Origin of the sequence: Halomonas sp. B23F22_10, from assembly GCF_043496975.1 — a bacterium.
GTDB classification, from domain to species: domain Bacteria; phylum Pseudomonadota; class Gammaproteobacteria; order Pseudomonadales; family Halomonadaceae; genus Halomonas; species Halomonas smyrnensis.
Genome location: NZ_JBIEKF010000002.1, coordinates 600,229 through 622,991, shown reverse-complemented (window position 1 = coordinate 622,991; position 22,763 = coordinate 600,229). Strand labels below are relative to the sequence as shown.

22 protein-coding genes and 1 rRNA gene are annotated in these 22,763 nt (G+C 69.1%); 13 read left to right on the top strand and 10 right to left on the bottom strand.

All coding sequences use genetic code 11. The annotated features are described in order from the left end of the window. Positions 1–6 precede the first annotated feature (6 nt). From rrf to rlmM, 4 genes are all read left to right on the top strand, one after another. Positions 7–121: ribosomal RNA gene (gene rrf / locus ACGTNF_RS07060) — 5S ribosomal RNA — on the top strand. 367 nt (positions 122–488) lie between these two features. Further along, entirely contained in the window at positions 489–2,069 is a 1,581-nt protein-coding gene (locus tag ACGTNF_RS07055) for a BCCT family transporter (protein ID WP_394601073.1), read from the top strand. Positions 2,070–2,206: 137 nt separating this feature from the next. Further along, entirely contained in the window at positions 2,207–2,659 is a 453-nt protein-coding gene (locus tag ACGTNF_RS07050) for a DUF2721 domain-containing protein (protein ID WP_394601072.1), read from the top strand. A 47-nt stretch (positions 2,660–2,706) separates the two neighbouring features. Continuing rightward, positions 2,707–3,774 carry a 23S rRNA (cytidine(2498)-2'-O)-methyltransferase RlmM gene (gene rlmM, locus ACGTNF_RS07045; protein WP_394601071.1) on the top strand — a complete coding sequence of 356 codons (1,068 nt, stop codon included), beginning with the start codon at positions 2,707–2,709 and terminating at the stop codon, positions 3,772–3,774. Positions 3,775–3,778: 4 nt separating this feature from the next. Here the strand turns inward: rlmM and ACGTNF_RS07040 are convergent, their stop codons facing one another. Beyond that, a complete protein-coding gene (locus ACGTNF_RS07040; protein ID WP_016853946.1) occupies positions 3,779–4,066 on the bottom strand; it encodes an antibiotic biosynthesis monooxygenase family protein in 288 nt (95 codons plus the stop codon). A 50-nt stretch (positions 4,067–4,116) separates the two neighbouring features. Here ACGTNF_RS07040 and tusA point away from each other — a divergent pair, with 50 nt between their 5' ends. Continuing rightward, positions 4,117–4,368: a sulfurtransferase TusA gene (gene tusA, locus ACGTNF_RS07035; protein WP_016853945.1), complete on the top strand. Its 252-nt coding sequence runs from the start codon at positions 4,117–4,119 to the stop codon at positions 4,366–4,368. A 33-nt stretch (positions 4,369–4,401) separates the two neighbouring features. On the opposite strand, the gene ACGTNF_RS07030 is transcribed toward tusA, so the two are convergent. The 3 genes from ACGTNF_RS07030 to ACGTNF_RS07020 form a co-directional block, all read right to left on the bottom strand. After that, on the bottom strand, positions 4,402–5,118 hold the full coding sequence (locus ACGTNF_RS07030) for a hypothetical protein (protein ID WP_016853944.1): 717 nt from the start codon (positions 5,116–5,118) through the stop codon (positions 4,402–4,404). Positions 5,119–5,235: 117 nt separating this feature from the next. After that, positions 5,236–6,279, bottom strand: a complete 1,044-nt coding sequence (locus ACGTNF_RS07025; protein WP_394601070.1) for a DUF3080 family protein — start codon at positions 6,277–6,279, stop codon at positions 5,236–5,238. Beyond that, positions 6,251–7,699, bottom strand: a complete 1,449-nt coding sequence (locus ACGTNF_RS07020; protein WP_394601069.1) for an MATE family efflux transporter — start codon at positions 7,697–7,699, stop codon at positions 6,251–6,253. Before ACGTNF_RS07020 ends, ACGTNF_RS07025 begins: the two co-directional genes overlap by 29 nt. A gap of 163 nt (positions 7,700–7,862) precedes the next feature. Here ACGTNF_RS07020 and ACGTNF_RS07015 point away from each other — a divergent pair, with 163 nt between their 5' ends. Continuing rightward, the gene (locus ACGTNF_RS07015) at positions 7,863–8,453 is read left to right on the top strand and encodes an elongation factor P hydroxylase (RefSeq protein WP_394601068.1); all 591 of its coding nucleotides are present in this window, start codon (positions 7,863–7,865) and stop codon (positions 8,451–8,453) included. 16 nt (positions 8,454–8,469) lie between these two features. Here the strand turns inward: ACGTNF_RS07015 and ACGTNF_RS07010 are convergent, their stop codons facing one another. Continuing rightward, entirely contained in the window at positions 8,470–8,952 is a 483-nt protein-coding gene (locus ACGTNF_RS07010; RefSeq protein ID WP_394601067.1) for a hypothetical protein, read from the bottom strand. Then, positions 8,945–9,826, bottom strand: a complete 882-nt coding sequence (locus tag ACGTNF_RS07005; protein ID WP_394601066.1) for a TatD family hydrolase — start codon at positions 9,824–9,826, stop codon at positions 8,945–8,947. Before ACGTNF_RS07005 ends, ACGTNF_RS07010 begins: the two co-directional genes overlap by 8 nt. Positions 9,827–9,962: 136 nt before the next feature. On the opposite strand from ACGTNF_RS07005, the gene ACGTNF_RS07000 reads away from it, so the two are divergent. Then, positions 9,963–11,900 (top strand): ATP-binding cassette domain-containing protein, encoded by a 1,938-nt coding sequence (locus ACGTNF_RS07000; RefSeq protein WP_394601065.1) that lies wholly within the window; start codon positions 9,963–9,965, stop codon positions 11,898–11,900. Positions 11,901–11,969: 69 nt separating this feature from the next. On the opposite strand, the gene ACGTNF_RS06995 is transcribed toward ACGTNF_RS07000, so the two are convergent. Continuing rightward, positions 11,970–12,422 (bottom strand): universal stress protein, encoded by a 453-nt coding sequence (locus ACGTNF_RS06995; protein ID WP_394601064.1) that lies wholly within the window; start codon positions 12,420–12,422, stop codon positions 11,970–11,972. A gap of 105 nt (positions 12,423–12,527) precedes the next feature. Between ACGTNF_RS06995 and ACGTNF_RS06990 the strand changes: the two genes are divergently transcribed. Next, positions 12,528–13,058, top strand: coding sequence for a preprotein translocase subunit YajC (locus tag ACGTNF_RS06990; RefSeq protein ID WP_394601063.1), 531 nt, complete (start codon positions 12,528–12,530; stop codon positions 13,056–13,058). A gap of 65 nt (positions 13,059–13,123) precedes the next feature. Here the strand turns inward: ACGTNF_RS06990 and slyA are convergent, their stop codons facing one another. Both slyA and ACGTNF_RS06980 read right to left on the bottom strand, forming a co-directional pair. Further along, positions 13,124–13,564, bottom strand: a complete 441-nt coding sequence (gene slyA, locus ACGTNF_RS06985) for a transcriptional regulator SlyA (protein ID WP_394601062.1) — start codon at positions 13,562–13,564, stop codon at positions 13,124–13,126. 72 nt (positions 13,565–13,636) lie between these two features. After that, positions 13,637–14,797: a DUF5924 family protein gene (locus ACGTNF_RS06980; RefSeq protein WP_394601061.1), complete on the bottom strand. Its 1,161-nt coding sequence runs from the start codon at positions 14,795–14,797 to the stop codon at positions 13,637–13,639. Between the two features lie 187 nt (positions 14,798–14,984). Here ACGTNF_RS06980 and fadB point away from each other — a divergent pair, with 187 nt between their 5' ends. After that, on the top strand, positions 14,985–17,150 hold the full coding sequence (fadB, locus tag ACGTNF_RS06975) for a fatty acid oxidation complex subunit alpha FadB (protein WP_394601060.1): 2,166 nt from the start codon (positions 14,985–14,987) through the stop codon (positions 17,148–17,150). A gap of 20 nt (positions 17,151–17,170) precedes the next feature. Beyond that, positions 17,171–18,349 carry an acetyl-CoA C-acyltransferase FadA gene (gene fadA, locus ACGTNF_RS06970; protein WP_394601059.1) on the top strand — a complete coding sequence of 393 codons (1,179 nt, stop codon included), beginning with the start codon at positions 17,171–17,173 and terminating at the stop codon, positions 18,347–18,349. Positions 18,350–18,441: 92 nt separating this feature from the next. On the opposite strand, the gene ACGTNF_RS06965 is transcribed toward fadA, so the two are convergent. Continuing rightward, positions 18,442–19,113, bottom strand: coding sequence for a GntR family transcriptional regulator (locus ACGTNF_RS06965; protein ID WP_394601058.1), 672 nt, complete (start codon positions 19,111–19,113; stop codon positions 18,442–18,444). A gap of 135 nt (positions 19,114–19,248) precedes the next feature. On the opposite strand from ACGTNF_RS06965, the gene ACGTNF_RS06960 reads away from it, so the two are divergent. The 3 genes from ACGTNF_RS06960 (at position 19,249) to madL (ending at position 22,757) form a co-directional block, all read left to right on the top strand. Next, entirely contained in the window at positions 19,249–20,616 is a 1,368-nt protein-coding gene (locus ACGTNF_RS06960; protein WP_394601084.1) for a malonyl-CoA decarboxylase, read from the top strand. 36 nt (positions 20,617–20,652) lie between these two features. Next, positions 20,653–22,203: a malonate--CoA ligase gene (locus ACGTNF_RS06955; protein WP_394601057.1), complete on the top strand. Its 1,551-nt coding sequence runs from the start codon at positions 20,653–20,655 to the stop codon at positions 22,201–22,203. Between the two features lie 122 nt (positions 22,204–22,325). Then, positions 22,326–22,757 (top strand): malonate transporter subunit MadL, encoded by a 432-nt coding sequence (gene madL / locus ACGTNF_RS06950; protein ID WP_394601056.1) that lies wholly within the window; start codon positions 22,326–22,328, stop codon positions 22,755–22,757. Positions 22,758–22,763: the final 6 nt, after the last annotated feature.

Genomic DNA, 22,763 nt, shown 5'->3' with positions numbered 1-22,763 from the left:
TTTTCGCCTGACGACCATAGCGTGCGGGAACCACCTGATCCCTTGCCGAACTCAGCAGTGAAACCGCTCAGCGCCGATGGTAGTGTGGGAGTTCCCATGCGAGAGTAGGTCATCGTCAGGCACTTATTCCGAGAAAACCCCGAGCCCGAAAGGCTCGGGGTTTTTCTCATTACCCCCCGTTCCCTTCGGTGAGCGCTTCCCGCCATTTCTCCGCTCTGCCATGCGCATGTTGGCGCCGAGGTATTGCCTCGTTTCCAGAAAGGGCGTCGACGTCTCGATTCATCTCGATATGACATCAACGCCTTCGCAGGCGGCGATCCCGTTATCCACAGCCCTCCGGTCCAGACGGGGCCAACGTTTCCACAAGCCCGTTTCGATGCATGTCCTTCACTGTGAAGACGTCCATCGGGCTTTCGGCACACTGCCGACACATCCTGTTTCGACACACCATAGAGGAGAGAGCGGCCCACTTCGGCCGACAGCATTGCATGAGTGAATCTCAAGCCTACGCTACGAGTTCCACGCCTTCTGCCGCCAAGCAGCGGCTGGGAGATCCGGTCGTGCTCGGCGTCAGCATCGGCTTCATCCTGGGCTTCATTGCCCTGTCGCTGTATGACGTCAACATGGTGGCCGATAGCATTGCCGCCGGCTTCGCCTGGACCGCCAGCACCTTGGGCAGCTATTTCCAGTGGCTACTGCTGCTGACCTTCCTGGTGGCGATGGGGCTGGTGGTCTCACCGGCGGCCAGCGCCAAGGTCGGTAACCTGGACGCACCCGAGATGAGCACCTTCAAGTGGCTGTCGATCATCATGTGCACGCTGCTGGCCGGGGGAGGGGTGTTCTTCGCCGCCGGCGAGCCGGTCTATCACTTCGTGGTCACGCCGCCGTCCTTCGACACCAAAGCCGGCACCGCCGAGGCGATCGCCGGTGCCCTGGCGCAGTCCTTCATGCACTGGGGCTTTCTGGCCTGGGCGGTGCTGGGTTCGCTGACCGCCGTGGTCCTGGCTCATGCCCACTACGTACGCGGCCTGCCCCTGCAGCCACGCACCCTGCTGACCCCGGTGCTCGGCGAGCGCGTCATGCACGGCTGGTTCGGCGGCGTGGTGGATGGCCTGTGCGTGATCGCCGTGGTGGCGGGCACCGTGGGGCCGATCGGCTTCCTGGCGACTCAGGTGAGCTATGGCCTGCACGAGCTGTTCGGACTGCCGGAAGGCTATGGCACCCAGCTGGTGATCCTGATCGGCCTGGGGGTGGTCTACGTGAGCTCGGCCATGACGGGCGTCCATCGCGGCATTCAGTGGCTGAGCCGGTTCAACGTGATCCTGGCGCTGGTCATCGCGGCGGTCATCTTCCTGTTCGGCCCGACCCAGTTCCTGGTCAATGCCTTCACCCAGGGCTTCGGCGAGTATCTGAACTCGTTCTTCCCCATGGCCACCATGACGTCCCAGACCGCGCCGGCCTGGTGGATGCAGTGGTGGACGGTGTTCTTCTTCGCCTGGTTCATCGGCTACGGTCCGCTGATGGCGATCTTCGTGGCGCGTATCTCGCGCGGCCGCACCATCCGGCAGATGATCCTGGCCGTGGCCGTGATGGCCCCCATCGCCACCACGATCTGGTTCACCCTGCTGGGCGGCTCGGGCATTCACTACCAGCTGACCGGAGTCATTGATCTGACGTCGGCGCTCAACGACTTCCAGTTCGACGTCGCCACCCTGACCGTGGCCCAGGCGTTGCCGGGCGGTCCGCTGATGGCGTTGGCGATCCTGGTGCTGACGACCATCTTCGTGGCCACCACCGGCGATTCCATGAGCTATGCGATCTCGGTGGTCGGCGCCGGTCATGACGCGCCGAACGTGTTCGTGCGGGCCTTCTGGGGCATCGCCATGGCGCTGATGGCGGCTATCCTGCTGTACATGGGCGCCGGCCAGATCAGCGCGTTGCAGCAGTTCATCGTCATTACCGCGATTCCGGTCTCGCTGGTGCTGCTGCCTTCGCTGTGGACGGGCCCGCGGGCCGCCATGGCCATGGCCCGGGAGCAGGGCATCGTCGCCGAGCCGCGGCGCAGCTGACACCCGTCGCGCTGCTGCCGCCCGACCCACCGGCCCCCGAATGATGCATTCGGGGGCCGGTGCGCTTTCAGGGGTCGGCCGGGCGCCCTGACTGGCGTATAATGCGACTAAAGTCTAATAATGATGGAGCCTGTCCCTTGACGCTGACCACACCGGCCCTGCTGTTCCCGGCCATTTCCCTGCTGCTGCTGGCTTATACCAATCGCTTCCTGACCCTGGCCCAGCTGATCCGCAAGCTGGCCGAGGAGAATCGAGATACCCATCACGAGGTGGCGGCCCGGCAGATCATGCTGCTGCGCAAGCGGATCACCCTGACCAAGCGCATGCAGATGGCGGGGGTATCGAGCTTCCTGCTGTGCACACTGTCGATGTTCGCGCTGTTCCTGTCGCTCAAGCTGCTGGGCATGGTGCTGTTCGGCATCAGCCTGATCAGCCTCTCGGTCTCGCTGTTCTTCTCCCTGTGGGAGGTGAAGATCTCGACCAATGCCTTGAACGTCCAGCTCCAGGACCTGGAAATGCTGAACCGGCATCGCGCCTGCGGCACGGCCGACAAGGGGGGCGATGCCGACGAGACGCCGCGCGACTTGTGAGCCCGGTGCGGGCCCGGCTAGACTGTCCGGCCTTCACAGGAGGCACCATGATCCCCCAGCAGTTGCTGTTCTATTGCCGCGCCGGCTTCGAGTCCGATCTGGCCGCCGAGATTGCCACCAAGGCGGCCGCCCTCGGCTGGCAGGGCTACCCCGTGGGCCAGCCGCAATCCGGTCATGTCAGCTTCGTGCTGACCGATGAGCGTCCCGCCAATGCCCTGCATCGCGACCTGCCGCTCGCGTCGCTGGTCTTTGCCCGACAGAGCCTGGTGGCGCTGGAGCCGCTGGCGGGGCTTTCCCGGGAGGATCGCCTCTCGCCGATCATCGAGCAGGTGGTGGCCAGCGGCTGGAACTTCGAGTCGCTGTGGCAGGAAACGCCGGACACCAACGATGCCAAGGCGCTGGCCGGCCTGATCAAGGCACTCCAGCGCCCGCTCGAGTCGATCCTCAAGAAGCGTGGCGCCCTGCGTCGCAAGGCGGGCGGCCGACGCCTGCATCTGCTGTGGACCGAGGGTGACCGGGTGCAGCTGGGCATGAGCTTTCCCGGCAATCGCAGCGAGCAGCCCGGCGGCATTCGCCGACTGCGCTTTCCTCATGATGCGCCCAGCCGTTCGACCCTCAAGCTCGAGGAGGCCTGGCACGAGTTCGTGCCGCGGGATCAGTGGGAGACGCGCCTGGCCGAGGGCATGCAGGCGGCGGACCTGGGGGCGGCGCCGGGTGGCTGGACCTGGCAGCTGGTGCAGCGTGGCATGCAGGTCTATGCCATCGACAACGGGCCCATGGACCGCGGGCTGATGGCGACCGGGCTGGTCGAGCACCTGCGCGAGGACGGCTTCGTGTGGGCGCCGCCGATGCGGCTGGACTGGCTGGTGTGCGACATCGTCGACAAGCCGGCCCGGGTGATCGACATGGTCGAGCGCTGGTTGGTGAAGCGCTGGTGTCGCGAGGCGGTGTTCAACCTGAAGCTGCCCATGAAGCGGCGCTGGGAGGCGGTGTCGGAGGGGCTGGCGCGGCTCGATCGCTCCCTGGCGGAAGCGGGGGTGCGCGCCGAGATCGGCTGCCGTCACCTCTACCACGACCGTGAAGAGGTGACGGTCCACGTCAGGCTGCTGAACTGAGGCGTCAGAAGCTGAGGGTGTAGAGGCGGATGCGTTCCTGTTCGGTGAGCAGGGGGTAGAGGTCCTGCATCACCCGGGCACGCTGCTCGCTGTCGTGCCACGCCTGCCAGGCGCGCAGGTCCCGCCACTTGGTGATCACCACGCGCCGGTCCTCATGGCCCATCTCGACCAGGCTCTCGCCGCCGCCGAAGCCGGGGGCGCCGAGGACCTGGCGCATGGCCTCCCGGGCGACCTGCTCGTATTCTTCCTCCAGCCCGGGCATGATACGGCGCTCGATAATGATCTTGATCATCCCGCTAGTCTCCACTTCATTCCATTCCGTGTTACGAGGCGAGGTCATCGATGGTTGATTCCACGGACTCCCTGCCGGCCTGTCACGCCGAGCTGGACACCACCGGGCTCTACTGCCCCGAGCCCATCATGCTGATGCACAACAAGGTGCGTGACATGGCGTCGGGCGAGATCCTCAAGGTCGTGGCCAGCGATCCGGCGACCACCCGCGACGTGCCCAAGTTCTGCAGCTTCCTGGGCCACGAGCTGCTGGCCCAGGAAGAGCGCGACGGCCACTACCTCTACTTCATTCGCCTGGGCTGATCGCCCGGAACGAGCCCGGCGGAGGCGGAAGTCTCACGCCCCGTCGTCGCGCTCCGGCGTGTCGGGCATCACCATCAGCGCCAGGGCCTCGAGGGTCTCGGGATCCTCGCGGCGGATGCGATTGGCGATCTGGCGCTGGAAGAAGTAGACCACCTGGTGCCGGCTGTGGCCGGGATAGAGGCAGGCGTCACCCGGCAGGATCGGCGTCGATTCGACCTGACGCTCGTCGGCCAGCAGCGCTTCCACGGCGCCGTCGCTGTAGAGTCGCCAGCCGAACACCTGCTTGAGCTGCCAGGGGGTGTCGCCCTCGTCCATGCACAGGGCGTGGGTGCCCTGGGTCTCGGGCAGCTGTTGGATCAGCGTCGGTGATTCGGTCTCTTCGTAGTCGAAGTAGGCGGCGGCCTGCTCGAGCTCCAGCACCTTGTGCTCCGGCGGCAGCTCGAACAGCTCTTCGGTTTCCGGATCCCGGTAGCCGATGAAGTGGCCATGTTCGGGGTCGTCCAGCGCCTGGCAGGGCGTCAGGCGTTCCATCCAGGGCACGAGGCCGACGACTTCTCCGTCCTCACGCATTCCCCAGGCGAGCAGGGGCATGCCGTAGTAGGACTCGGACTCGTCGGGCAGTTGATACACCATTTCCAGGCCATCGAGCTCGGGCGCGAGGCGAATCAGGCGCCTGCGAGCCTGCTGGCGTTGGCGCATGGTTTCCAGGTCGATGACCCGGGCGGGGCGAGATGACAGCGGGATACCCATGAAGTCCCTCCAGCGGCGGCTTGATCACGGCATTGGCCCTTGGGGCGGTCGGCAGCGCACACGTCACTGTCATCCCATCAATAGCACAGACCGATGACCGAGGTTAAGCCCCGACGGTCAGCGGCAGCGTCGTGCCAGCTCGGTACGCAGCGCATGATGCGACAGGCGTGCCGCCTGCAGGGCGGGCCAGGGCGCGCCGGGCGTTTCCCGCGATAGCCAGCGCTGCCGGTAGCGTTCGACGGCCGGCCGCGGGGCGACCTTGTGGGCCTCGATCAGGCGTTGAATGGCCGTGAACCAGCGTTGGGAAGCGAGGGTCAGGTCATCGAGCCAGGTCGCCAGCGGGTGCGACATCGCGAGCGCGTCGCCGGCCGCCGGCGAGGCGGGACAGTGCCCGTCGACCAGCGCGGCCTCCAGCAACCGCGAGCGCTCCGAGAGGCGTCGCTCGGCCAGCATCAGGGCGCGCAGCAGCTCGGCGGTCAGCGGCCGGTCGCGCAGCGTCTTGAGATGCCCCTCCAGGGTGGCGGAATCGGGGACCCAGTCGCGATCGAACTGATGCAGGGCGGCCTCGCGCAGGTAGGCCAGCGCCGGCAGCTGGGCATCCACCTCGTCCAGGGCATCCGGCGGCAGCGGCGAGCTGGCCCGGGAGAAACTGTCGAGCCATTCGTCCGAGGCAAACAGCGCGTTCCAGCTGGCCCGGGGTAGCTGTCCGGTCTTGAGCCGGGTCAGCCGCTCCAGACGCGCCCGGTGGTCGTCGCCGAGCGTCTGCGGCACCTCGGTGTTCCAGCAGCCGCTCAGGCGGCGCCACAGGTCCAGTTCGTAGAGCCAGCGCTGGCTGGGCGCGGCCACCTTGCCCAGCTGGTTGTTGCGCGCCGCCACCAGATTGGCGATATGGCAGCCGCGCAGGGCGAAGACGTCGAGCATCCCCTCGCGGGTCTCGGGAATCTCGAACAGCCGGGCATCGGGACCGGGGAAGTCGCCGATGTTCTCGGGCGTCGTGCGCGCCGGCGCGGGCAGGTCGAGGCGCTCGGCCAGGCGCCGCTGGTCGTCGGCGAGCAGCGTCTCGGCGGGGCCGTCGCCGCAGCCGGCGAGCGGCAGCACCGCGACCAGTGCCGCCGCGAGCCGGGCGCCGAGCCTATGAGGCCCGAGGCGTGGAATCCGCATCGATGACCGCCTTGCTCCGTCGTCTCAGTCGTTCACCCAGCAGCAGGGCGGCCACGGTCAGCCCCGCCACCAGACCGATCCAGTAACCATAGACCCCGAGCGGTGCGACGAGCCCGAACAGGCCGTGATCGCCGAGCCAGTGGCCGCCGCCCAGCCCGACCAGCCAGAAGGCGACCAGGGTGATCAGCATGATCACGCGGGTGTCCTTGTAGCCGCGCAGCGCGCCGGCCAGGTTGGCCTGCAGCGAGTCCGAGATCTGGTAGATCATCGCTAGCCCCACCAGCGAAAGCGTCAGTCGGGCGACGGCCGGGTCGTTGGTGTAGAGGCCGATCACCGGCTCGGCGGTGAGCCACAGCAGCAGGCAGTTGATCACCGCCACCGCCAGGGCGATCAGCATGCCGTGGCAGGCCACCAGGCGCGCGGCCTCGGGACGCCCCTGGCCCAGCACGTTGCCGACCCGCACCGTCAGCGCCATGCTCAGCGACAGCGGCAGCATGAACAGCAGGCTGGTGTAGTTCAGGGCCACCTGGTGGGCGGCCACCACGACCTCGCCGAGGCTGGCGATGAACAGCGCGATCAGCGTGAACAGCGTCACTTCCATGAAGATCGCCACGCCGATCGGCACGCCCACGTAGAGCAGCTCGAGGATCGGCCGCCACCGCGGAGGCGTCGGCGAGTGCCACAGTGCGACGTCGCCGTAGGCCCGGCTGCGTCGGGTATAGACGATCATGGCCAGGCACATCACCCACATCGACAGCGCGGTGGCGATGCCGCAGCCGACGGCCCCGAGTGCCGGCAATGCCGTGATCGGCGCCGGTAGCCAGCCTCCCAGCAGCGCCTCGAGCCCCGCACCGCCGTAGATCAGCAGATAGTTGCTGGGGACGTTGACGGCCAGCCCCAGCAGGCTGATCCACAGCGCCGGGCGGGTATGGTTCATGCCGTCGGAGAAGGCCCGCAGCGCCATGAACAGCCCGACCGCCGGCAGCCCCAGGGCCACGGCCCCCAGATAGCCCGCGGCGCGCTCTGCTACCGCCTCGGGCACCGACATCAGCCGGAACACCGGCATCACCGCCGTCCACAAGAGCGCCGCCGCGATCACACCCAGCACCGCGCCGATCCACAGTGCCTGGTGCACCTGCAGGCGGATGCCGTCCCGGCGTCCGGCGCCGAGCAGCTGCGCCACCACCGGGGTCAGCCCCATCAGGGTGCCGGTCATCAGCAGCATCAGCGGCATCCACAGGCTCGAGCCCACCGAGACGGCGGCCAGGTCGGTGGCGCTGAGCCGCCCGGTCATCATCACGTCCACCGTGCTCATGGCGGCCTGGGCGAGCTGGGCGCCGCAGATGGGCAGCGCCAGGCGGATCAGCGGGCGGGTTTCCTGTCGCGTGGTGGCGATCAGCTGAGAAATGAACTGGGCCAAGGATCTTGCTCCGTGAAAGGGGCTCCCCCGTGCTCCGTGCGGCCGGGGGGAGCGCGCCAGTCTAGCAGGCCCGCCAGCGTTTCGTGGCATCTCCGGAGCCTATGATCGGGGCGGTCGGTCTCGCTATACTGTGCCGCCCATTCATGACCCCGCCGGAGCCCGCGTGAGCCACCGCCTCGAGGATGTCATCGCCCTGTTCGACGGCCTCTTCCTGCCCGCCTGCAACACTCGCCTGATTCGCGGCGGCGACGAGCCGCTGTACCTGCCCGCCGACGCCGAGACGCCCTGGCATCGGGTGATCTTCGCCCGCGGCTTCTACGCCAGCGCGCTGCACGAGATCAGCCATTGGTGCATCGCCGGCGCGCGGCGTCGCGAGCTCGAGGACTACGGCTACTGGTACCTGCCCGACGGCCGCGACGCCGTCCAGCAGCGCGACTTCGAGGCGGTGGAGGTGGCGCCCCAGGCGCTGGAGTCGTTGTTCGCCGCCGCCTGCGGGCATCGTTTCCAGGTCAGCGTGGACAACCTGGGCGAGGTGGAGGTCGACCGGGAAGGCTTCGCCGAGCGGGTTGCGGCGCGGGCGGCGCGCTACCAGCGGGAGGGCCTGCCGGCTAGGGCCGAGGCCTTTCGCACCGCGCTGTCGGTCTTCTACGGCCAGGGCCGGGAGGAAGGCGAGGGCGCGCCGCTCGAGGCGGCGCTGGCGGCGGGCCGGGCGTGTCTCGAACGCCGCGAGGCGCCCGCCGCCGAGCCCGCCTGACGGTCTCGTCGCTGTCTCAGAGCTCGGCGTTGCCGAGTCGCTGATGCAGCGTCAGCATCACCTGGATCTCCTCCTCGGGGCGCAGCGGTTCGAGCCCCAGCTCGCCGAACAGCTCGCCGCGGGCCCGGGACCAGTCGCCGGGCGCCAGATCGGCATAGAGGCTCTCGGCAGGGGCCAGCTCGACGAACGGGTCCAGCCCGTAGGTCTCGAACAGCCGCGAGAGCGCCGCCTCGTCGTCGCCGACGCCGGCGGTGTAGAGGGTGGCGTTGAAGTGGTCGGTCTCCAGCTCGCGGATCACGTCCAGCGGGCTCACGCCCATGCTTGAGAGCTCTTCCAGGCTGTAGGCGCCCAGCGAGACCAGCTCGTCGTCCAGCCACTCGTCGTCGGGCTGGATCAGGGTGTGCTTGACGCGGCCATCGGGCAGGGTCCAGGCGATGGACAGCGGCAGGTCGCCGTCGTCACCGGTCTCGATGGCGATGAACGCAGGCAGATCATCCATTCTGTTGCCCCTCCTCGCGGGCAGGCTCGTCGAGGCCGAAGAAGGCCCGTGCGGTGGCGGTGGTGGTGCGGGCCAGGTCGGCTTCCGTGTCGCCGCGCCAGTGGGCGATCTCGCGCACGATCCAGGGCAGCAGCGCCGGCTCGTGGCGTCTGCCCTTGAGTTTGGCAGGTAAATTGCGCGGCAGCAGGTAGGGGCAGTCGGTTTCCACCATCAGCCGCTCGGCGGGAATCGCCCCCACCAGCTCGCGCAGGTGATGGCCACGGCGCTCGTCGCACAGCCAGCCGGTCAGGCCGATGTGCAGGTCGAGGTCCAGGTAGCCGTAGAGGGTGTCGCGCTCGGCGGTGAAGCAGTGCACCACCGCCTTCGAGATGTCGTCGCGCCAGGCGTGCAGCATCTCGCGCATGCGCGGCCCGGCGTCGCGCTCGTGGAGGAACAGCGGCAGGCCGCTCTCGGCGGCGAGCGCGAGCTGTGCCTCGAAGGCATGCTGCTGCTCGGCCGGCGTCGAGAAGTTGCGGTTGAAGTCCAGGCCGCATTCGCCCACCGACACGACCTCCGGCTGGCGGTGGAGCTCGCGCATCGCGGCCTCGAGCTCGGCGTTCCACCGGCTGGCGTCATGGGGATGCACGCCGGCGGTGGCATACAGGCCCGGGTAGCGGCGGGCCAGGGTCACGGCCTGCTCGGCGTGCTCGCGGTCGGTGCCGGTGAGGATCAGCGTGTCGACGCCGGCGGCGCGGGCGCGCTGGATCGTCGCCTCGAGATCGCGGGCGAAGCTCTCGTGGGTCAGGTTGGCGCCGATGTCCACCAGCGGGCCCGGCGAACGGAATCTCAGCGCTTCGGGCAGCACGTCGTCGAAGGGGGGCGTGGCGTCGGCCAAGGCGAAGCTCTCCTCTGGGCGGTTCGTCTAGCGCGCGGGAAACGGGCGCGCATTGTACCCGGGTCGGGCGGGGTGGGGCCACGTCGGGGCGGGCATGCGTTACACTGGCGGCTTGATCGAACGATGAGGTGAATGCGTGACCCTGCTACGTCTGGAACAGCTGCAACTGGCCTACGGCACCCATGTGCTTCTCGACGGCGCCGATCTGGTGCTGGAGAAGGGCGAGCGTCTGGCGCTGGTGGGCCGCAACGGAACCGGCAAGTCGACCCTGCTCAAGCTGGTGTCGGGCGAGAACCTGCCCGACGGCGGCACCATCTGGCGCGCGCCCGGCCTCAAGATCGGCGTGCTCGCCCAGGACCTTCCCGCCGCCTCCGGCGAGACCATCTTCGACGTGGTCGCCCAGGGCCTGCCCGAGGCCGGCGAGCTGCTGTCCGAGTATCACCACCTGGTGCAGCAGGCCGAGCCCGACATGACGCGCATGGCCCAGCTGCAGACCCGCCTCGAGGCCATCGACGGCTGGTCCTTCCACCAGCGCATCGACGTGGTGCTGACTCGCCTGGGGCTGCCGGCGGATGCCGCCATGGCGGACCTCTCCGGCGGCTGGCGGCGGCGTGTGGCGCTGGCCCGGGCGCTGGTGGTCGAGCCCGACCTGCTGCTGCTCGACGAGCCCACCAACCACCTGGACCTGGACACCATCGCCTGGCTGGAGGAGCAGCTGTCCGCCTTCAACGGCGCGGTGCTGTTCATCACCCACGACCGTGCCTTCCTGTCGCGGCTGGCTACCCACATCCTCGAGCTCGATCGCGGCCGCCTGGGGCGCTATCCCGGCGACTACGCCCGATATCAGGAGCAGAAGACCCATGAGCTCGAGGTCGAGGCCCGCGAGAACGCCGAGTTCGACAAGAAGCTGGCCCAGGAAGAGGCGTGGATCCGCCAGGGCATCAAGGCCCGCCGAACCCGCAACGAGGGCCGCGTGCGCGCCCTCGAGCAGATGCGTCGCGACCGCGGCGAGCGCCGCGAGCGCCAGGGCCGCGCCAGCCTCTCGGTGGACACTGGCGAGCGCAGCGGCAAGCGGGTGGTGGAGCTGTCCCACGTCACCCAGTACTACGACGGCGAGGCGGTCATTCGCGACCTCAACCTCGAGGTGCAGCGCGGCGATCGCATCGGCCTCATCGGCCGCAACGGCGCCGGCAAGACGACCCTGCTCAAGATCCTGCTCGGCGAGCTCGAGCCCAGCGAGGGGCAGGTGCGCATGGGCACCAAGCTGCAGGTGGCCTATTTCGACCAGCTGCGCGCCGGCCTCGAGCCGGAGAAGACCGTCTACGACAACGTCGCCCAGGGCAGCGATCGGCTCACCGTGGGCGGCCGCGATCGTCACGTGATGAGCTACCTGCAGGACTTCCTGTTCACGCCGGAGCGCGTGCGCCAGCCGGTCAAGGCGCTGTCCGGTGGCGAGTCCAACCGCCTGTTGCTGGCCAAGCTGTTCACCCAGCCGGCCAACGTGCTGGTGCTCGACGAGCCGACCAACGACCTGGACGTGGAGACCCTGGAGCTGCTCGAGGAGCTGCTGCTCGACTTCGACGGCACCCTGCTGCTGGTGTCCCACGACCGCGCCTTCATGGACAACGTGGTGACCAGCGTGCTGGCCTTCGAGGGCCAGGGCTGCGTGCGCGAGTACGTCGGCGGCTACCGCGACTGGGTGCGGCAGGGCGGCAAACTGCCGCCGGCGCCCTGGGAGGGCGCGGCGCGTCAGGCGGCCGAGCCGGTCGCCGAGGCCCCGGCCGAGGCCGCGCCGGCCAAGGAAAACGCGGCACCGGCGGCCAAGGCGGCGCCCAGGCGCGCCAAGCTGTCCTACAAGCTGCAGCGCGAGCTCGACGGCCTGCCGGCGGAGATCGAGCGCCTGGAAGCGGCGGTGGCCGACTTCGAGCAGCAGGTCGGCGATCCGGCCTTCTATCAGCAGGACAACGACACGGTGACCGCGACCCTGCAGGCCCTCGGCGACCGCCAGGCCGAGCTGGAGACCGCCATGGAGCGGTGGATGGAGTTGGAAGCGATGGCGGCCGGCGAAGCCTAGGCCGCCGGCGAAGGCCCGACGCGAAAGGCGCCCCGAGGGGCGCCTTTCGCATGCATCGTGCGGGGTGGGTTATTCCTCCGCTTCGCCGTCCTTGCCGACCCGCACCGCCAGCACGTCGCACTGGGCGCCGTGCAGCACGCCGGTGGAGGTGGAGCCCAGCAGCAGCGCGAAGCCGTGGCGGCCGTGGGAGCCGACCACGATCAGGTCGACATTCCGCTCCTCGGCGAAGCGGTGAATCTCGGTGTCGGGCATGCCCACGACCACGTGCTGATTCTCCTTGGCCACGTTGGCATCGGCGATCTCGGCCAGGCGCTGCTTGGCGTGCTCGTCGAGCTGGTCCTGGATGCTGGTGAGGTCCATGGGAATGTCGCCACCGTAGGCGAAGCCGAGGGGCTCGAGGGTATGCATGATGGAGAGCTTGGCCTCGTTGCGGTCGGCGATCTGCATCGCCCGCTCCAGCACCTTGTGGGAATCCTTGGTCAGGTCGACGGCGACCAGGACGTGACGATACTCGTTGCTCATGGCATTGCCTCCGGCAGAGGATCAGGGTCAGTGGCTGCCTTCCACTCTAGGACGCACGATGAGACAAGACAACGACTTGCATCAAGACAGGAACGGAAAACGCTTATGATCTGGTTGATCATCGCCGTGGTCGTCGGGCTGATCTTCGCCCCGGCCATGTGGCTTCGCCCGAGCCCCCGGGAGCAGCGCGCCACGACGCTGCGCGAGGCGGCCAGACAGGCCGGGATCCAGGTGCGTCTCGACCCGTCGCCGCTCCACCAGGACGACCGGCGTCGTCCCGCCTATCGTTGGGCCTATCCGCCGCGGCGGCCGGGGCCCGATTTCATGCTGATGCGCGATGCCGTGGCCAGCGACGCCCTGAAGCCCTTCGTGGAGGGCTGGCGCTGGCGCAAGGAGCCGCTGCATGGGCTGCCGACGGCGGTGCGGTGTCACTTCGAGGCGCTGCTGGCGCGGCTGCCCGCCGACGCACTGGCGGTGGAGTCGAGCACCGAGGCGCTGGTCCTGTGGTGGGATGAATCGCTGGAGAGAGAGGCCTTCCAGCCGGTGGCCGCCGACATGGACGAGCTGCGCGATCGACTCGCGGGGCGGCCGGATCGACCCGAGCGGCACAGGGATCCCCGGGCACCCCGCGCCTAGCGCGGTGCCTTGGCATCGTTCGTCTGCCAGGGAAAAGCCGCCCGGGGCGAGCGGTCGGGCGGCGCCTAGCCCTCTTCCCGGGCCTGGATCGCCAGGCCGTTGGCCTCGATGCGTCCCAGCAGCTCGGCGAGCTGGTCGACCTCTTCCGCGGACAGGCCGGCCAGCATCTCTTCCCGGGCCTGGCTGACCACGGCATCGATGCGCTCGAGCAGCGGCATGGCCGCGTCGGTGAGCATGATGCGCTTGGTGCGCCGGTCCTTGTCGCAGGGGCAGCGCTGTATCAGCCCCTGTTCGGCGAGCTGATCGAGGGTGCGTACCAGCGAGGGCGCCTCGACGCCGATGGTTCGGGCGAGGTCGCACTGCGGCTGGTCATCCCCCATCTTCCAGAGATGGTAGAGCGTGACCCAGCGGGTCTGGGTCAGCCCTTCGGGGGCCAGCCGGCGATCGATGACCGCGCGCCATAAGCGCGGTAAACGAGAAAGCGTAAAACCGATGTTCTGTTGCATTAGTGTCTGCACAAACGATGAATCCTAAGGGATTGTCCGGAGCTGCGGAGTGTAATGCAAGTCGTTAGCGCTCTACGGTGCTTCCGTCGGCCGAGCGATGAGGCGCCGCAGATCCAGCCCGGGCAGCCCGGCCGGCAGGCGTATACGACCATCGGCTAGGGTCGCCTGCTCCGGCGTGTCGCTGACCCGGAAGCGCAGCGCGCCGATCCGCTGGCCGCTGGCGGTCATCACGTCGACTCGCCAGTTGCCCGACGGCTCCTCCGGGAAGTGGCGCTTGTGGGTCCAGGCCCGGTAGCCGGCCTCGCGTCCGCCCTGGATCTGCAGCGGAATGCGATCCACCAGCCGGCCGTCCTGACGCCACTCGTGCACGACCTTCTCCTCGAGGCCCCGCGGGGCGTGGATCGCCGTGTAGGCGTAGAGACCGTGGCCGGTCAGCGCCTCGGGCGTGAGGCGCAGCTCGCCCTTCGGGCGCCGGGCCGGCTCGTCGAAGGACGGCGACAGCGCATGGCCCGAGAGCCACAGGCTGGCCGGCGGCACCCAGGCGCGTCCCAGCCAGCCGAGGCCGGCCAGCAGCGGCAGCAGCACCATCATGGCCAGCCAGCGGGCGGTGTTCATCGGCCGCAGCAGCTGCATCAGGCTCGGCAGGCTGAATACCATCATCGCGACCAGCGCGATGACCAGGCTCTCACCGGTGGTCAGGTGCAGCACCGTCGGCAGCGTCACCAGCACCACCAGGAACACGCACTGGGCGTGGAAGGCGAAGTAGAGCCAGCGGTGCCGGGCGGCCAGGCGGTAGTAGAGCGGGTCGAGGATCGACAGCAGCGCGAGCCCCACCATCAGCGCCGTGAACAGCCCCTGGGCGCTGGTCCAGACGGTCGTCGCCAGCAGGAACGGCAGGGCGAAGAACAGTGTCTCCTGGTGGACCATCTGGGCGATGAAGGTGGTGATGCCGCGCGGCGGGGCGGGATAGCCGCGATGGGTCAGCCAGCGGGCGATCAGGCTCTCGGACAGCAGCAGCACCCAGGCCACCAGCATGCCCAGCGCCAGGGCGGCGCCCAGCCACTGCTGGCGCTCTACCAGGAAGAAGCTCGCCGCGCCGGCGAGGAAGGCCACCGGCGGCCACAGCCAGTGCCAGCGACGGGCGCGTTCCGCCACGCGGGTGAGACGATGCTGCCAGCCCTCGAGGCGGGAGGCACGGGAATCGGGGGGCGGTGGCAAGCGGTCGGCAGTCATGGGCGCATCCTAGCAGGGCGCCGCGCGGCGCGGGAGTCGCCGCGAAGCGACGGCCCCGGCGGAGAGGTGCCATGCCGCGATGACTCAGGAGGGTGTATCGACCATGGCAGGGCTTGACGCTCCTCGGGGACTGGCCCAAGCTGGTGGAATCAAACGGCCGTATGAATTTCTGCACGGAGATTCGTGGATGATCTACCAAGGCAATGCCATCACCGTGGCGCGCGACGATGACGCCGTCGCCACCCTGACCCTCGACCACCGCGACGAGTCGGTCAACACCCTGTCGTCGGCGGTGGTCGGCGAGCTCGCCGAGGCGGTGGAGGCGCTCGGCGTCGACTCCGGCCTTCGGGGGCTGATCCTGACCAGCGCCAAGGAGGCCTTCGTCGTCGGCGCCGACATCACCGAGTTCCATGGCATGTTCGAGCGTGGCGAGGAGGAGATCCAGGCCATGCTCGAGCGGGTGCACGCCCTCTTCAACGCCATCGAGGACCTGCCGTTTCCCACCGTCACCGCGCTCAACGGCCTGGCCCTGGGCGGCGGCTGCGAGCTGGCGCTGACCACCGACTTCCGGGTGATGAGCGACTCGGCCCAGCTCGGCCTGCCGGAAACCAAGCTCGGCATCCTGCCGGGCTGGGGCGGCTGCGTGCGCCTGCCGCGGCTGATCGGCGCCGACAACGCCATCGAGTGGATCGCCGGCGGCACCCAGAACAAGGCCGACGAGGCGCTCCGGATGGGCGCCGTGGACGCCGTGGTGCCCGATGAGGCGCTGATGGAAGCGGCCCGCGATCTGCTCGACCGCGCCCGCCGCGGCGAGCTCGACCACGAGGCCCGGCGCGCCGAGAAGCGCTCGCCCCTCAGGCTCGACGCCATCGAGCAGATGATGGTGTTCGAGACCGCCAAGGGCTACGTGGCCGGCAAGGCCGGGCCGCACTATCCGGCGCCGATCGAGGCGATCAAGGTGATCCAGAAGGGCGCCGGCGAGACCCGCGAGCGCGCCCAGGCGATCGAGGCCGCGTCCTTCGCCAAACTGGCGAAGACCGACGTCTGCTACAACCTGGTGGGGCTGTTCCTCAACGACCAGGCGGTCAAGAAGGCCGGCGCTCGCTACGCGAAGCAGGCGCGCCCCGTCGCGCAGGCCGCGGTGCTGGGCGCCGGCATCATGGGGGGCGGCATCGCCTACCAGAGCGCCTCCAAGGGCACCCCGATCCTGATGAAGGACATCAAGGCCGAGGCCATCGACCTCGGCCTCAAGGAGGCCCGCAAGCTGTTCACCAAGCAGGTCGAGCGCAAGAAATTCACCACCGAGCAGATGGCCGAGCGGCTGACCCATATCCGCCCGACACTGTCCTACGGCGACTTCGGCGGGGTCGATCTGGTGGTCGAGGCCGTGGTGGAGAATCCCAAGGTCAAGGGCGCGGTGCTGGCCGAGGCCGAGGCCGCGGTAGGCGAGGACACGGTGCTGGCCACCAACACCTCGACCATTTCCATCACCCGGCTGGCCGAGCATCTGAAGCGGCCCGAGAACTTCTGCGGCATGCACTTCTTCAATCCGGTGCACCGCATGCCGCTGGTCGAGGTGATCCGCGGCGAGAAGACCGGTGACGCCGCCGTGGCGGCCACCGTCGCCTACGCCCGCCAGATGGGCAAGACGCCGATCGTGGTCAACGACTGCCCGGGCTTCCTGGTCAACCGCATCCTGTTCCCCTACTTCGGCGGCTTCAGCGCCCTGGTGGCCCAGGGCGCTGACTTCCGCCGGGTCGACAAGGTGATGGAGCGCTTCGGCTGGCCGATGGGGCCGGCCTACCTGCTCGACGTGGTGGGCATGGATACCGCGCTGCACGCCGGCGAGGTGATGGCCGAAGGCTTCCCCGATCGCATGGGCGACATGAGTGGCGGCGTGATTCCGCGGATGGTCGAGCACGAGCGTCTCGGCCAGAAGAACGGCAAGGGCTTCTACGCCTACGAGGAAGACCGGAAGGGCAAGCCGCAGAAGCTCGAGGACGACGAGGCCCTGGCGCTGGTGCGGCAGGTGGCCGAAGGCGAGCAGGACTTCTCCGACGAGGCGATCATCGCGCGGATGATGGTGCCGCTGTGCCTGGAGGCGGTGCGCTGCCTCGAGGACGGCATCGTCGGCAGCGCCGCCGAGGCCGACATGGCGCTGATCTACGGCATCGGCTTCCCGCCGTTCCGCGGCGGGGCGCTGCGCTACATCGACGCCATGGGGGCGGAGGCCTTCGTCGCCCAGGCGGACGAACTGGCCGCCGAGCTGGGGCCGCTCTACGCGCCCACCGACGGGCTGCGCGAGATGGCGCGCAGCGGCCAGCGCTTCCACCGCGACGCCGACCCGGCCTGATTCACAGGGAGACAGTATCGATGAGTTTGCATCCGAGAGACATCGTGGTGGTCGACGGCGTGCGCACCGCCATGGCCAAGGCCAGGAACGGCGCCTTCCGCCACGTGCGCGCCGAGAACCTGTCCGCCGCCGTCATGCAGGCGCTGTTCGACCGCAACCCGGGGCTCGATCCGAAAGAGGTCGACGACGTCATCTGGGGCTGTGTGAACCAGACCCTGGAGCAGGCCATGAACATCGCCCGCAACGCGGCGATCATGACCGGCATTCCGCGCAGCGTGCCCGCCCAGACCGTCAACCGGCTGTGTGGCTCCTCGATGAGCGCGCTGCACATCGCCGCCGCCAACATCCGCGCCGGCATGGGCGACGTCTACGTGATCGGCGGCGTCGAGCACATGGAACACGTGCCCATGACCCACGGCATCGACGTCAATCCGGCGGCCAGCAAGCACGCCGCCAAGGCGGCGATGATGATGGGCCTGACCGCCGAGCTGCTGGGCAAGATGCACGGCATCTCGCGGGAGGATCAGGACGCCTTCGGCGTGCGCTCCCACCGGCTGGCCAGGGAGGCCCGGGACGGCGGCGGCTTCGATCGCGAGATCGTCGGCGTCGAGGGCCACGACGCGCGCGGCTACCGGGTACGGGTCGACCGTGACGAGGTGATCCGCGACGACGCCAGCCTCGAGGCGATGGCCGAGCTCAGGCCGGCCTTCGACCCCAAGGGCGGCACCGTCACCGCCGGCACCTCCTCGGCGCTGTCGGTGGGCGCCAGCGGCATGGCGGTGATGAGCGCCGAGCGCGCCGAGGCGCTGGGCCTCGAGCCCATCGCCCGGGTGCTCTCCACCGGGGTGGCGGGCTGCGACGCCTCGATCATGGGCTACGGCCCGGTGCCGGCCTCGAAGAAGGCGCTGAAGGCGGCGGGGCTGACCATGGACGATATCCAGACCGTGGAGCTCAACGAGGCCTTCGCCGCCCAGTCGCTGCCGGTGCTCAAGGACCTGGGCCTGCGCGACCGCATGGACGAGGCGGTCAACCTGCACGGCGGCGCCATCGCCCTGGGCCATCCGCTGGGCTGCTCCGGGGCGCGCATCTGCACCACCCTGCTCAACGTGATGCGCGAGCAGGACACCAGCCTGGGCCTGGCGACCATGTGCATCGGCATGGGGCAGGGCGTGGCCACGGTATTCGAGCGCCTCCGCTGACGGCGACTGCGCCCCTCGCGCTCCACGACGACGGCACCCCTCGGGGTGCCGTCGTCTTTTGTGCTCGGCCCTTGATGCTCGGCCCTTGATGCTCAGTCGTTGCCGGTCTGCTGGAGCTGCTGCACCGAGGCGACCAGGTCGTTGAAGCGTTCGCCCTGCACCTGGACGTGGGACTCGATCTCGGCCTCGGCGCGCCGCTCGTCGCCGGCGGCGATGGCGTCCAGCACCGCCTCGTGCTCCGCCAGCGAGCGCTCGGGGCGGTGGCGCAGGTGCAGCTGCATGCGCCGGTAGGGCTGCAGCACCGCGTGCAGCCGCGTGGCTTCCTGGGCCAGGAAGGCGTTGTGGCTGGCCTCGTAGATGCGCTGGTGGAAGACGCTGTTCTCGTAGTAGTAGCCGTTGGCGTCGCCGGTCTCGGCCATGCGCCGGCAGGCCTCGTGGGCCTCGCGCAGCGCCTCCAGCTCCTCGGCACCGATGCGCCGCGCCGCCAGGCGCGCGCACATGCCTTCCAGTTCGGCCATCACCTCGAAGCGTTCCACCAGCTCGGCCACGCTGAGCCGGGTCACGAAGGTGCCGCGCTTCGGCACCACCTTCACCATGCCCGACATGGCCAGCTGCTGGATCGCCTCGCGGACCGGCGTGCGCGAGCAGTCGTACTCCCGCTCCAGGGCCTCCGGGTCGAGGCGCGCGCCGGGCGGGTAGCGCCCCTTGATGATGGCGTCTTCCAGCAGGTCGCGCAGTCGCTGCGCCTGGGAAACCTTGCTCATGTGCTGTCCTCCCGCTTGACACAACTATATCTTGGACCTACCTGTTATATATAACAACTCGGCGTCATGTATTCCATGTGCCGAATCAACGCCAGCGCGAGGGCGACTCTGGCCTCTGGAGGACACGGCATGAAGATGAACATGGATTTCCTGGAAGGCCTGCTGTCGAGCCTGGCCCGTCGGGCCCGTCAGCGCCAGGGCGGCGAACGCTCCCACCGCCGCGGGCGAGCGTCGGCGCCCTGCGGCGCCGGTGAGATCATCTCGGCCTGCGACGCCCTGCTGGCCGGAGGCGGCGGGGAAGCCTCGCAGATCCTGGTCGCCCAGCGGGTGCTCAGCGGCTATGCCGCCCTGGAGCCCGAGGCGCGCCGTGACGTCCTGACCCGGCTCGCCGAGCGCCACGGCGCGCGCCCCGAGGCGATCCATGCCGCCTATGAGGCCTATCGCGAGGGGGGGGGCGAGGCCGGCCTGCGGGGGCTGATCGAGGCCTGCGAGCCGCCACGCCAGGAGCTGCTGCGCCGGCTCAACCTGTGCCCCGGCGGCACCTTCGAGCTGGTCAAGATGCGCGCCGACCTGCTGGGGCACCTCGACGAGGCGCCGGCGCTGGCCGGCCTCGACCAGGACTTCGCGCACCTGTTCGCGTCCTGGTTCAACCGCGGCTTCCTGGTGCTCCGAAGCATCGACTGGAACACCCCGGCGGCGGTGCTCGAGAAGCTGATCCGCTACGAGGCGGTACATGAGATTCAGGACTGGTACGCGCTGCGCCGGCGCCTCGATCCCGAGGACCGGCGCTGCTACGCCTTCTTCCACCCGGCCATCGGCGACGAGCCGCTGATCTTCGTCGAGGTGGCGCTGTGTCGCGGCATCCCCGGCAATATCCAGACGCTGCTGGCCGGCGGCGACGAGGTGGCGCCCCAGGACGCCGACACCGCGGCGTTCTACAGCATCAGCAACTGCCAGGCCGGCCTGAAGGGCATTTCCTTCGGCAACTTCCTGATCAAGCAGGTGGTGCAGGAGCTCCGGCGCGAGCTGCCCGAGCTCGCCAACTTCGTGACCCTGTCGCCGGTGCCGGGCTTCGCCAAATGGCTGTCGGAGCGGCGGGAGGCCGGCGAATGCCGTCTGTCGCCCGAGGCCGCCGAGGCCCTCGACGCCACCGCCTGGCGCGATGATCCGGCGGCCCGGGAGGCGCTCGAGCCCGAGCTCACGGCGCTGGCCGCCCACTATCTCACCGAGGCCAAGCAGCGCCACGGCCTGCCCCGCGACCCGGTGGCGCGCTTTCACCTGGGCAACGGGGCGAGCCTGCATCGCCTGAACTGGCCCGCCGACGCCTCTGCCAAGGGCTGCCGTCAGGCCCATGGCCTGATGGTCAACTACCGCTACGAGCCGGATCGCATCGAGCAGAACCACGAGGCCTACAGCCGCGAGGGCAGCGTGGTCTGCGCCGGCGATATCCCGCGCCAGGCCAGGCGCGCCCAGTCGCTGCTGGCCGCGCCGGCCGATGCCTGATGCCCCGATTTCCCCACGATCACGAGGACGACTGCCATGCACAATCACAATCTGTTCCTGCAGTTCGAGGCCCACTTTCGCCAGACGCCGGACAAGACGCTGATCGATACCCCCGAGGGGCGGCGCTACGCGTATGCCGAGATGCTCGAGACCTCGCAGCGCCTGGCTGGGGTGCTGCAGTCCCTCGACGTGCAGCCCGGCGACCGGGTGGCGGTGCAGGTCGACAAGAGCCCCGAGGCGATCATGCTCTACCTGGCCTGCCTGCAGGCCGGCGCGGTCTATCTGCCGCTCAACACCGGCTATACCGGTGCCGAGATCGAGTACTTCCTGGGCGACGCCTCGCCGCAGCTCTACGTGTGCCCGCCGGCACGGGCGTCGGACGCCAACCGCTTCTACCAGGAGGGGCGGGTGGTCCACGTGGAGAGCCTGGGCACGGCCGGCGACGGCAGCCTGATGGAGCGCGCCGCCGACGCCGAGCCGATGACCGAGATCGCCTGCCTCGAGGCCGATGACCTGGCGGCGATCCTCTACACCTCCGGCACCACCGGGCGTTCCAAGGGGGCGATGCTCAGCCACGCCAACCTGGCCTCCAACAGCCGGGCGCTGGCCGAGGCCTGGCGCTTCACCGCCGACGACCACCTGCTGCATGCGCTGCCGATCTTCCATACCCACGGGCTGTTCGTGGCCTGCAACATCGTGCTGACGGTGGGCGCCTCGATGACCTTCCTGCCCAGGCTCGACGTCGAGCAGCTGCTCGACCTGATGCCCGGGGCCACGGTGCTGATGGGCGTGCCGACCTTCTACACCCGGCTGCTGCAGTCGCCGCGGCTGGATCGCGATGCTGTGGCCAACATGCGGCTTTTCGTCTCCGGCTCGGCGCCGCTGCTGGCCGAGACTCATGATCAATTCCGAGAGCGCACCGGCCATGTCATCCTCGAACGCTACGGCATGACCGAGACCAACATGAACACCTCCAATCCCTACGCGGGCGAGCGGCGCCCCGGCACGGTCGGCTTCCCGCTGCCGGGCAGCGAGGTGCGCATCACCGACCGCGACAGCGGCGACGAGCTGCCTCGCGGCGAGACCGGGCTGGTGGAGGTGCGCGGCGACAACGTCTTCCGGGGCTACTGGCAGATGCCGGAGAAGACCCGCAGCGAGTTCCGCGACGACGGCTTCTTCATCACCGGCGACCTGGGGCGGATCGACGACGACGGCTACCTGCACATCGTCGGCCGCGACAAGGACCTGGTGATCTCCGGCGGCTACAACGTCTATCCGAAGGAGGTCGAGCAGCTGATCGACGAGCTGCCGGGCGTCGCCGAGTCCGCGGTGTTCGGGGTACGGCATCCGGACCTCGGCGAGGGCGTCACCGCGGTGATCGTGGCCCGCGAGGGCGAGACGGCGCCCGACGAGGCGGCCGTTCAGGCGGCGCTCGCCGACCGGCTGGCGCGCTACAAGCAGCCCAAGCGGGTGTTCCCCATCGAGGCGCTGCCGCGCAACGTGATGGGCAAAGTGCAGAAGAACCAGCTGCGCGACGCCTACGCCGATCTCTACGCCGTGAAGGAGGCGGCCGCCACGGCAGGATGAAGGAGCACCATGCCCGGCCTCATGGCCGGGCCCCAGGCGGCGCGGAGACGCGGCCGGGAGCACGCTGACGCTCGGGATGTCCCGAGGCTCGAATAACGACAATCACAAGAAGGACCTGACCCATGGTGATCTACGGAGTGGCCCTGCTGGCGGGCTGCATGATGCTGGGCCTGGCAACGGGCGATGTGCTGGGCCATCTGCTCGGCATCGAGGCCAATCTCGGCGGGGTGGGCATCGCGATGCTGCTGCTGATCTTCGCGACGGGCTATCTCAAGGCCCGCGGCAAGCTGCCGGAGGCGACGGTCAGCGGCATCAAGTTCTGGAATGCGATGTATATCCCCATCGTGGTGGCCATGGCGGCCAGCCAGAACGTCGCCGCGGCCCTGAGCGGCGGGGCGGTGGCGCTGCTGGCCGGTGCGCTGGCGGTGGTGCTGGGGCTGGCCATGGTGCCGGTGTTCGCCGGCAAGCCGTCGCGGGAGGGGGCCGAGCGCGGCGCCTCATCGTCCAGCGCTTCGCACGCCCGGGCCCAGCCGGCTCGTGCGGTCCATCGCTAAGGAGGG

Bases quoted from the DNA above. Each gene is read 5' to 3' on its own strand.
- ACGTNF_RS07055 (WP_394601073.1), top strand. From the start codon at position 489: ATGAGTGAATCTCAAGCCTACGCTACGAGTTCCACGCCTTCTGCCGCC.
- rlmM (WP_394601071.1), top strand. From the start codon at position 2,707: ATGATCCCCCAGCAGTTGCTGTTCTATTGCCGCGCCGGCTTCGAGTCC.
- ACGTNF_RS07040 (WP_016853946.1), bottom strand. From the start codon at position 4,066: ATGATCAAGATCATTATCGAGCGCCGTATCATGCCCGGGCTGGAGGAA.
- tusA (WP_016853945.1), top strand. From the start codon at position 4,117: ATGGTTGATTCCACGGACTCCCTGCCGGCCTGTCACGCCGAGCTGGAC.
- ACGTNF_RS07030 (WP_016853944.1), bottom strand. From the start codon at position 5,118: ATGGGTATCCCGCTGTCATCTCGCCCCGCCCGGGTCATCGACCTGGAA.
- ACGTNF_RS07025 (WP_394601070.1), bottom strand. From the start codon at position 6,279: ATGCGGATTCCACGCCTCGGGCCTCATAGGCTCGGCGCCCGGCTCGCG.
- ACGTNF_RS07010 (WP_394601067.1), bottom strand. From the start codon at position 8,952: ATGGATGATCTGCCTGCGTTCATCGCCATCGAGACCGGTGACGACGGC.
- ACGTNF_RS06995 (WP_394601064.1), bottom strand. From the start codon at position 12,422: ATGAGCAACGAGTATCGTCACGTCCTGGTCGCCGTCGACCTGACCAAG.
- ACGTNF_RS06990 (WP_394601063.1), top strand. From the start codon at position 12,528: ATGATCTGGTTGATCATCGCCGTGGTCGTCGGGCTGATCTTCGCCCCG.
- slyA (WP_394601062.1), bottom strand. From the start codon at position 13,564: ATGCAACAGAACATCGGTTTTACGCTTTCTCGTTTACCGCGCTTATGG.
- ACGTNF_RS06980 (WP_394601061.1), bottom strand. From the start codon at position 14,797: ATGACTGCCGACCGCTTGCCACCGCCCCCCGATTCCCGTGCCTCCCGC.
- fadB (WP_394601060.1), top strand. From the start codon at position 14,985: ATGATCTACCAAGGCAATGCCATCACCGTGGCGCGCGACGATGACGCC.
- fadA (WP_394601059.1), top strand. From the start codon at position 17,171: ATGAGTTTGCATCCGAGAGACATCGTGGTGGTCGACGGCGTGCGCACC.
- ACGTNF_RS06965 (WP_394601058.1), bottom strand. From the start codon at position 19,113: ATGAGCAAGGTTTCCCAGGCGCAGCGACTGCGCGACCTGCTGGAAGAC.
- ACGTNF_RS06960 (WP_394601084.1), top strand. From the start codon at position 19,249: ATGAACATGGATTTCCTGGAAGGCCTGCTGTCGAGCCTGGCCCGTCGG.
- ACGTNF_RS06955 (WP_394601057.1), top strand. From the start codon at position 20,653: ATGCACAATCACAATCTGTTCCTGCAGTTCGAGGCCCACTTTCGCCAG.
- madL (WP_394601056.1), top strand. From the start codon at position 22,326: ATGGTGATCTACGGAGTGGCCCTGCTGGCGGGCTGCATGATGCTGGGC.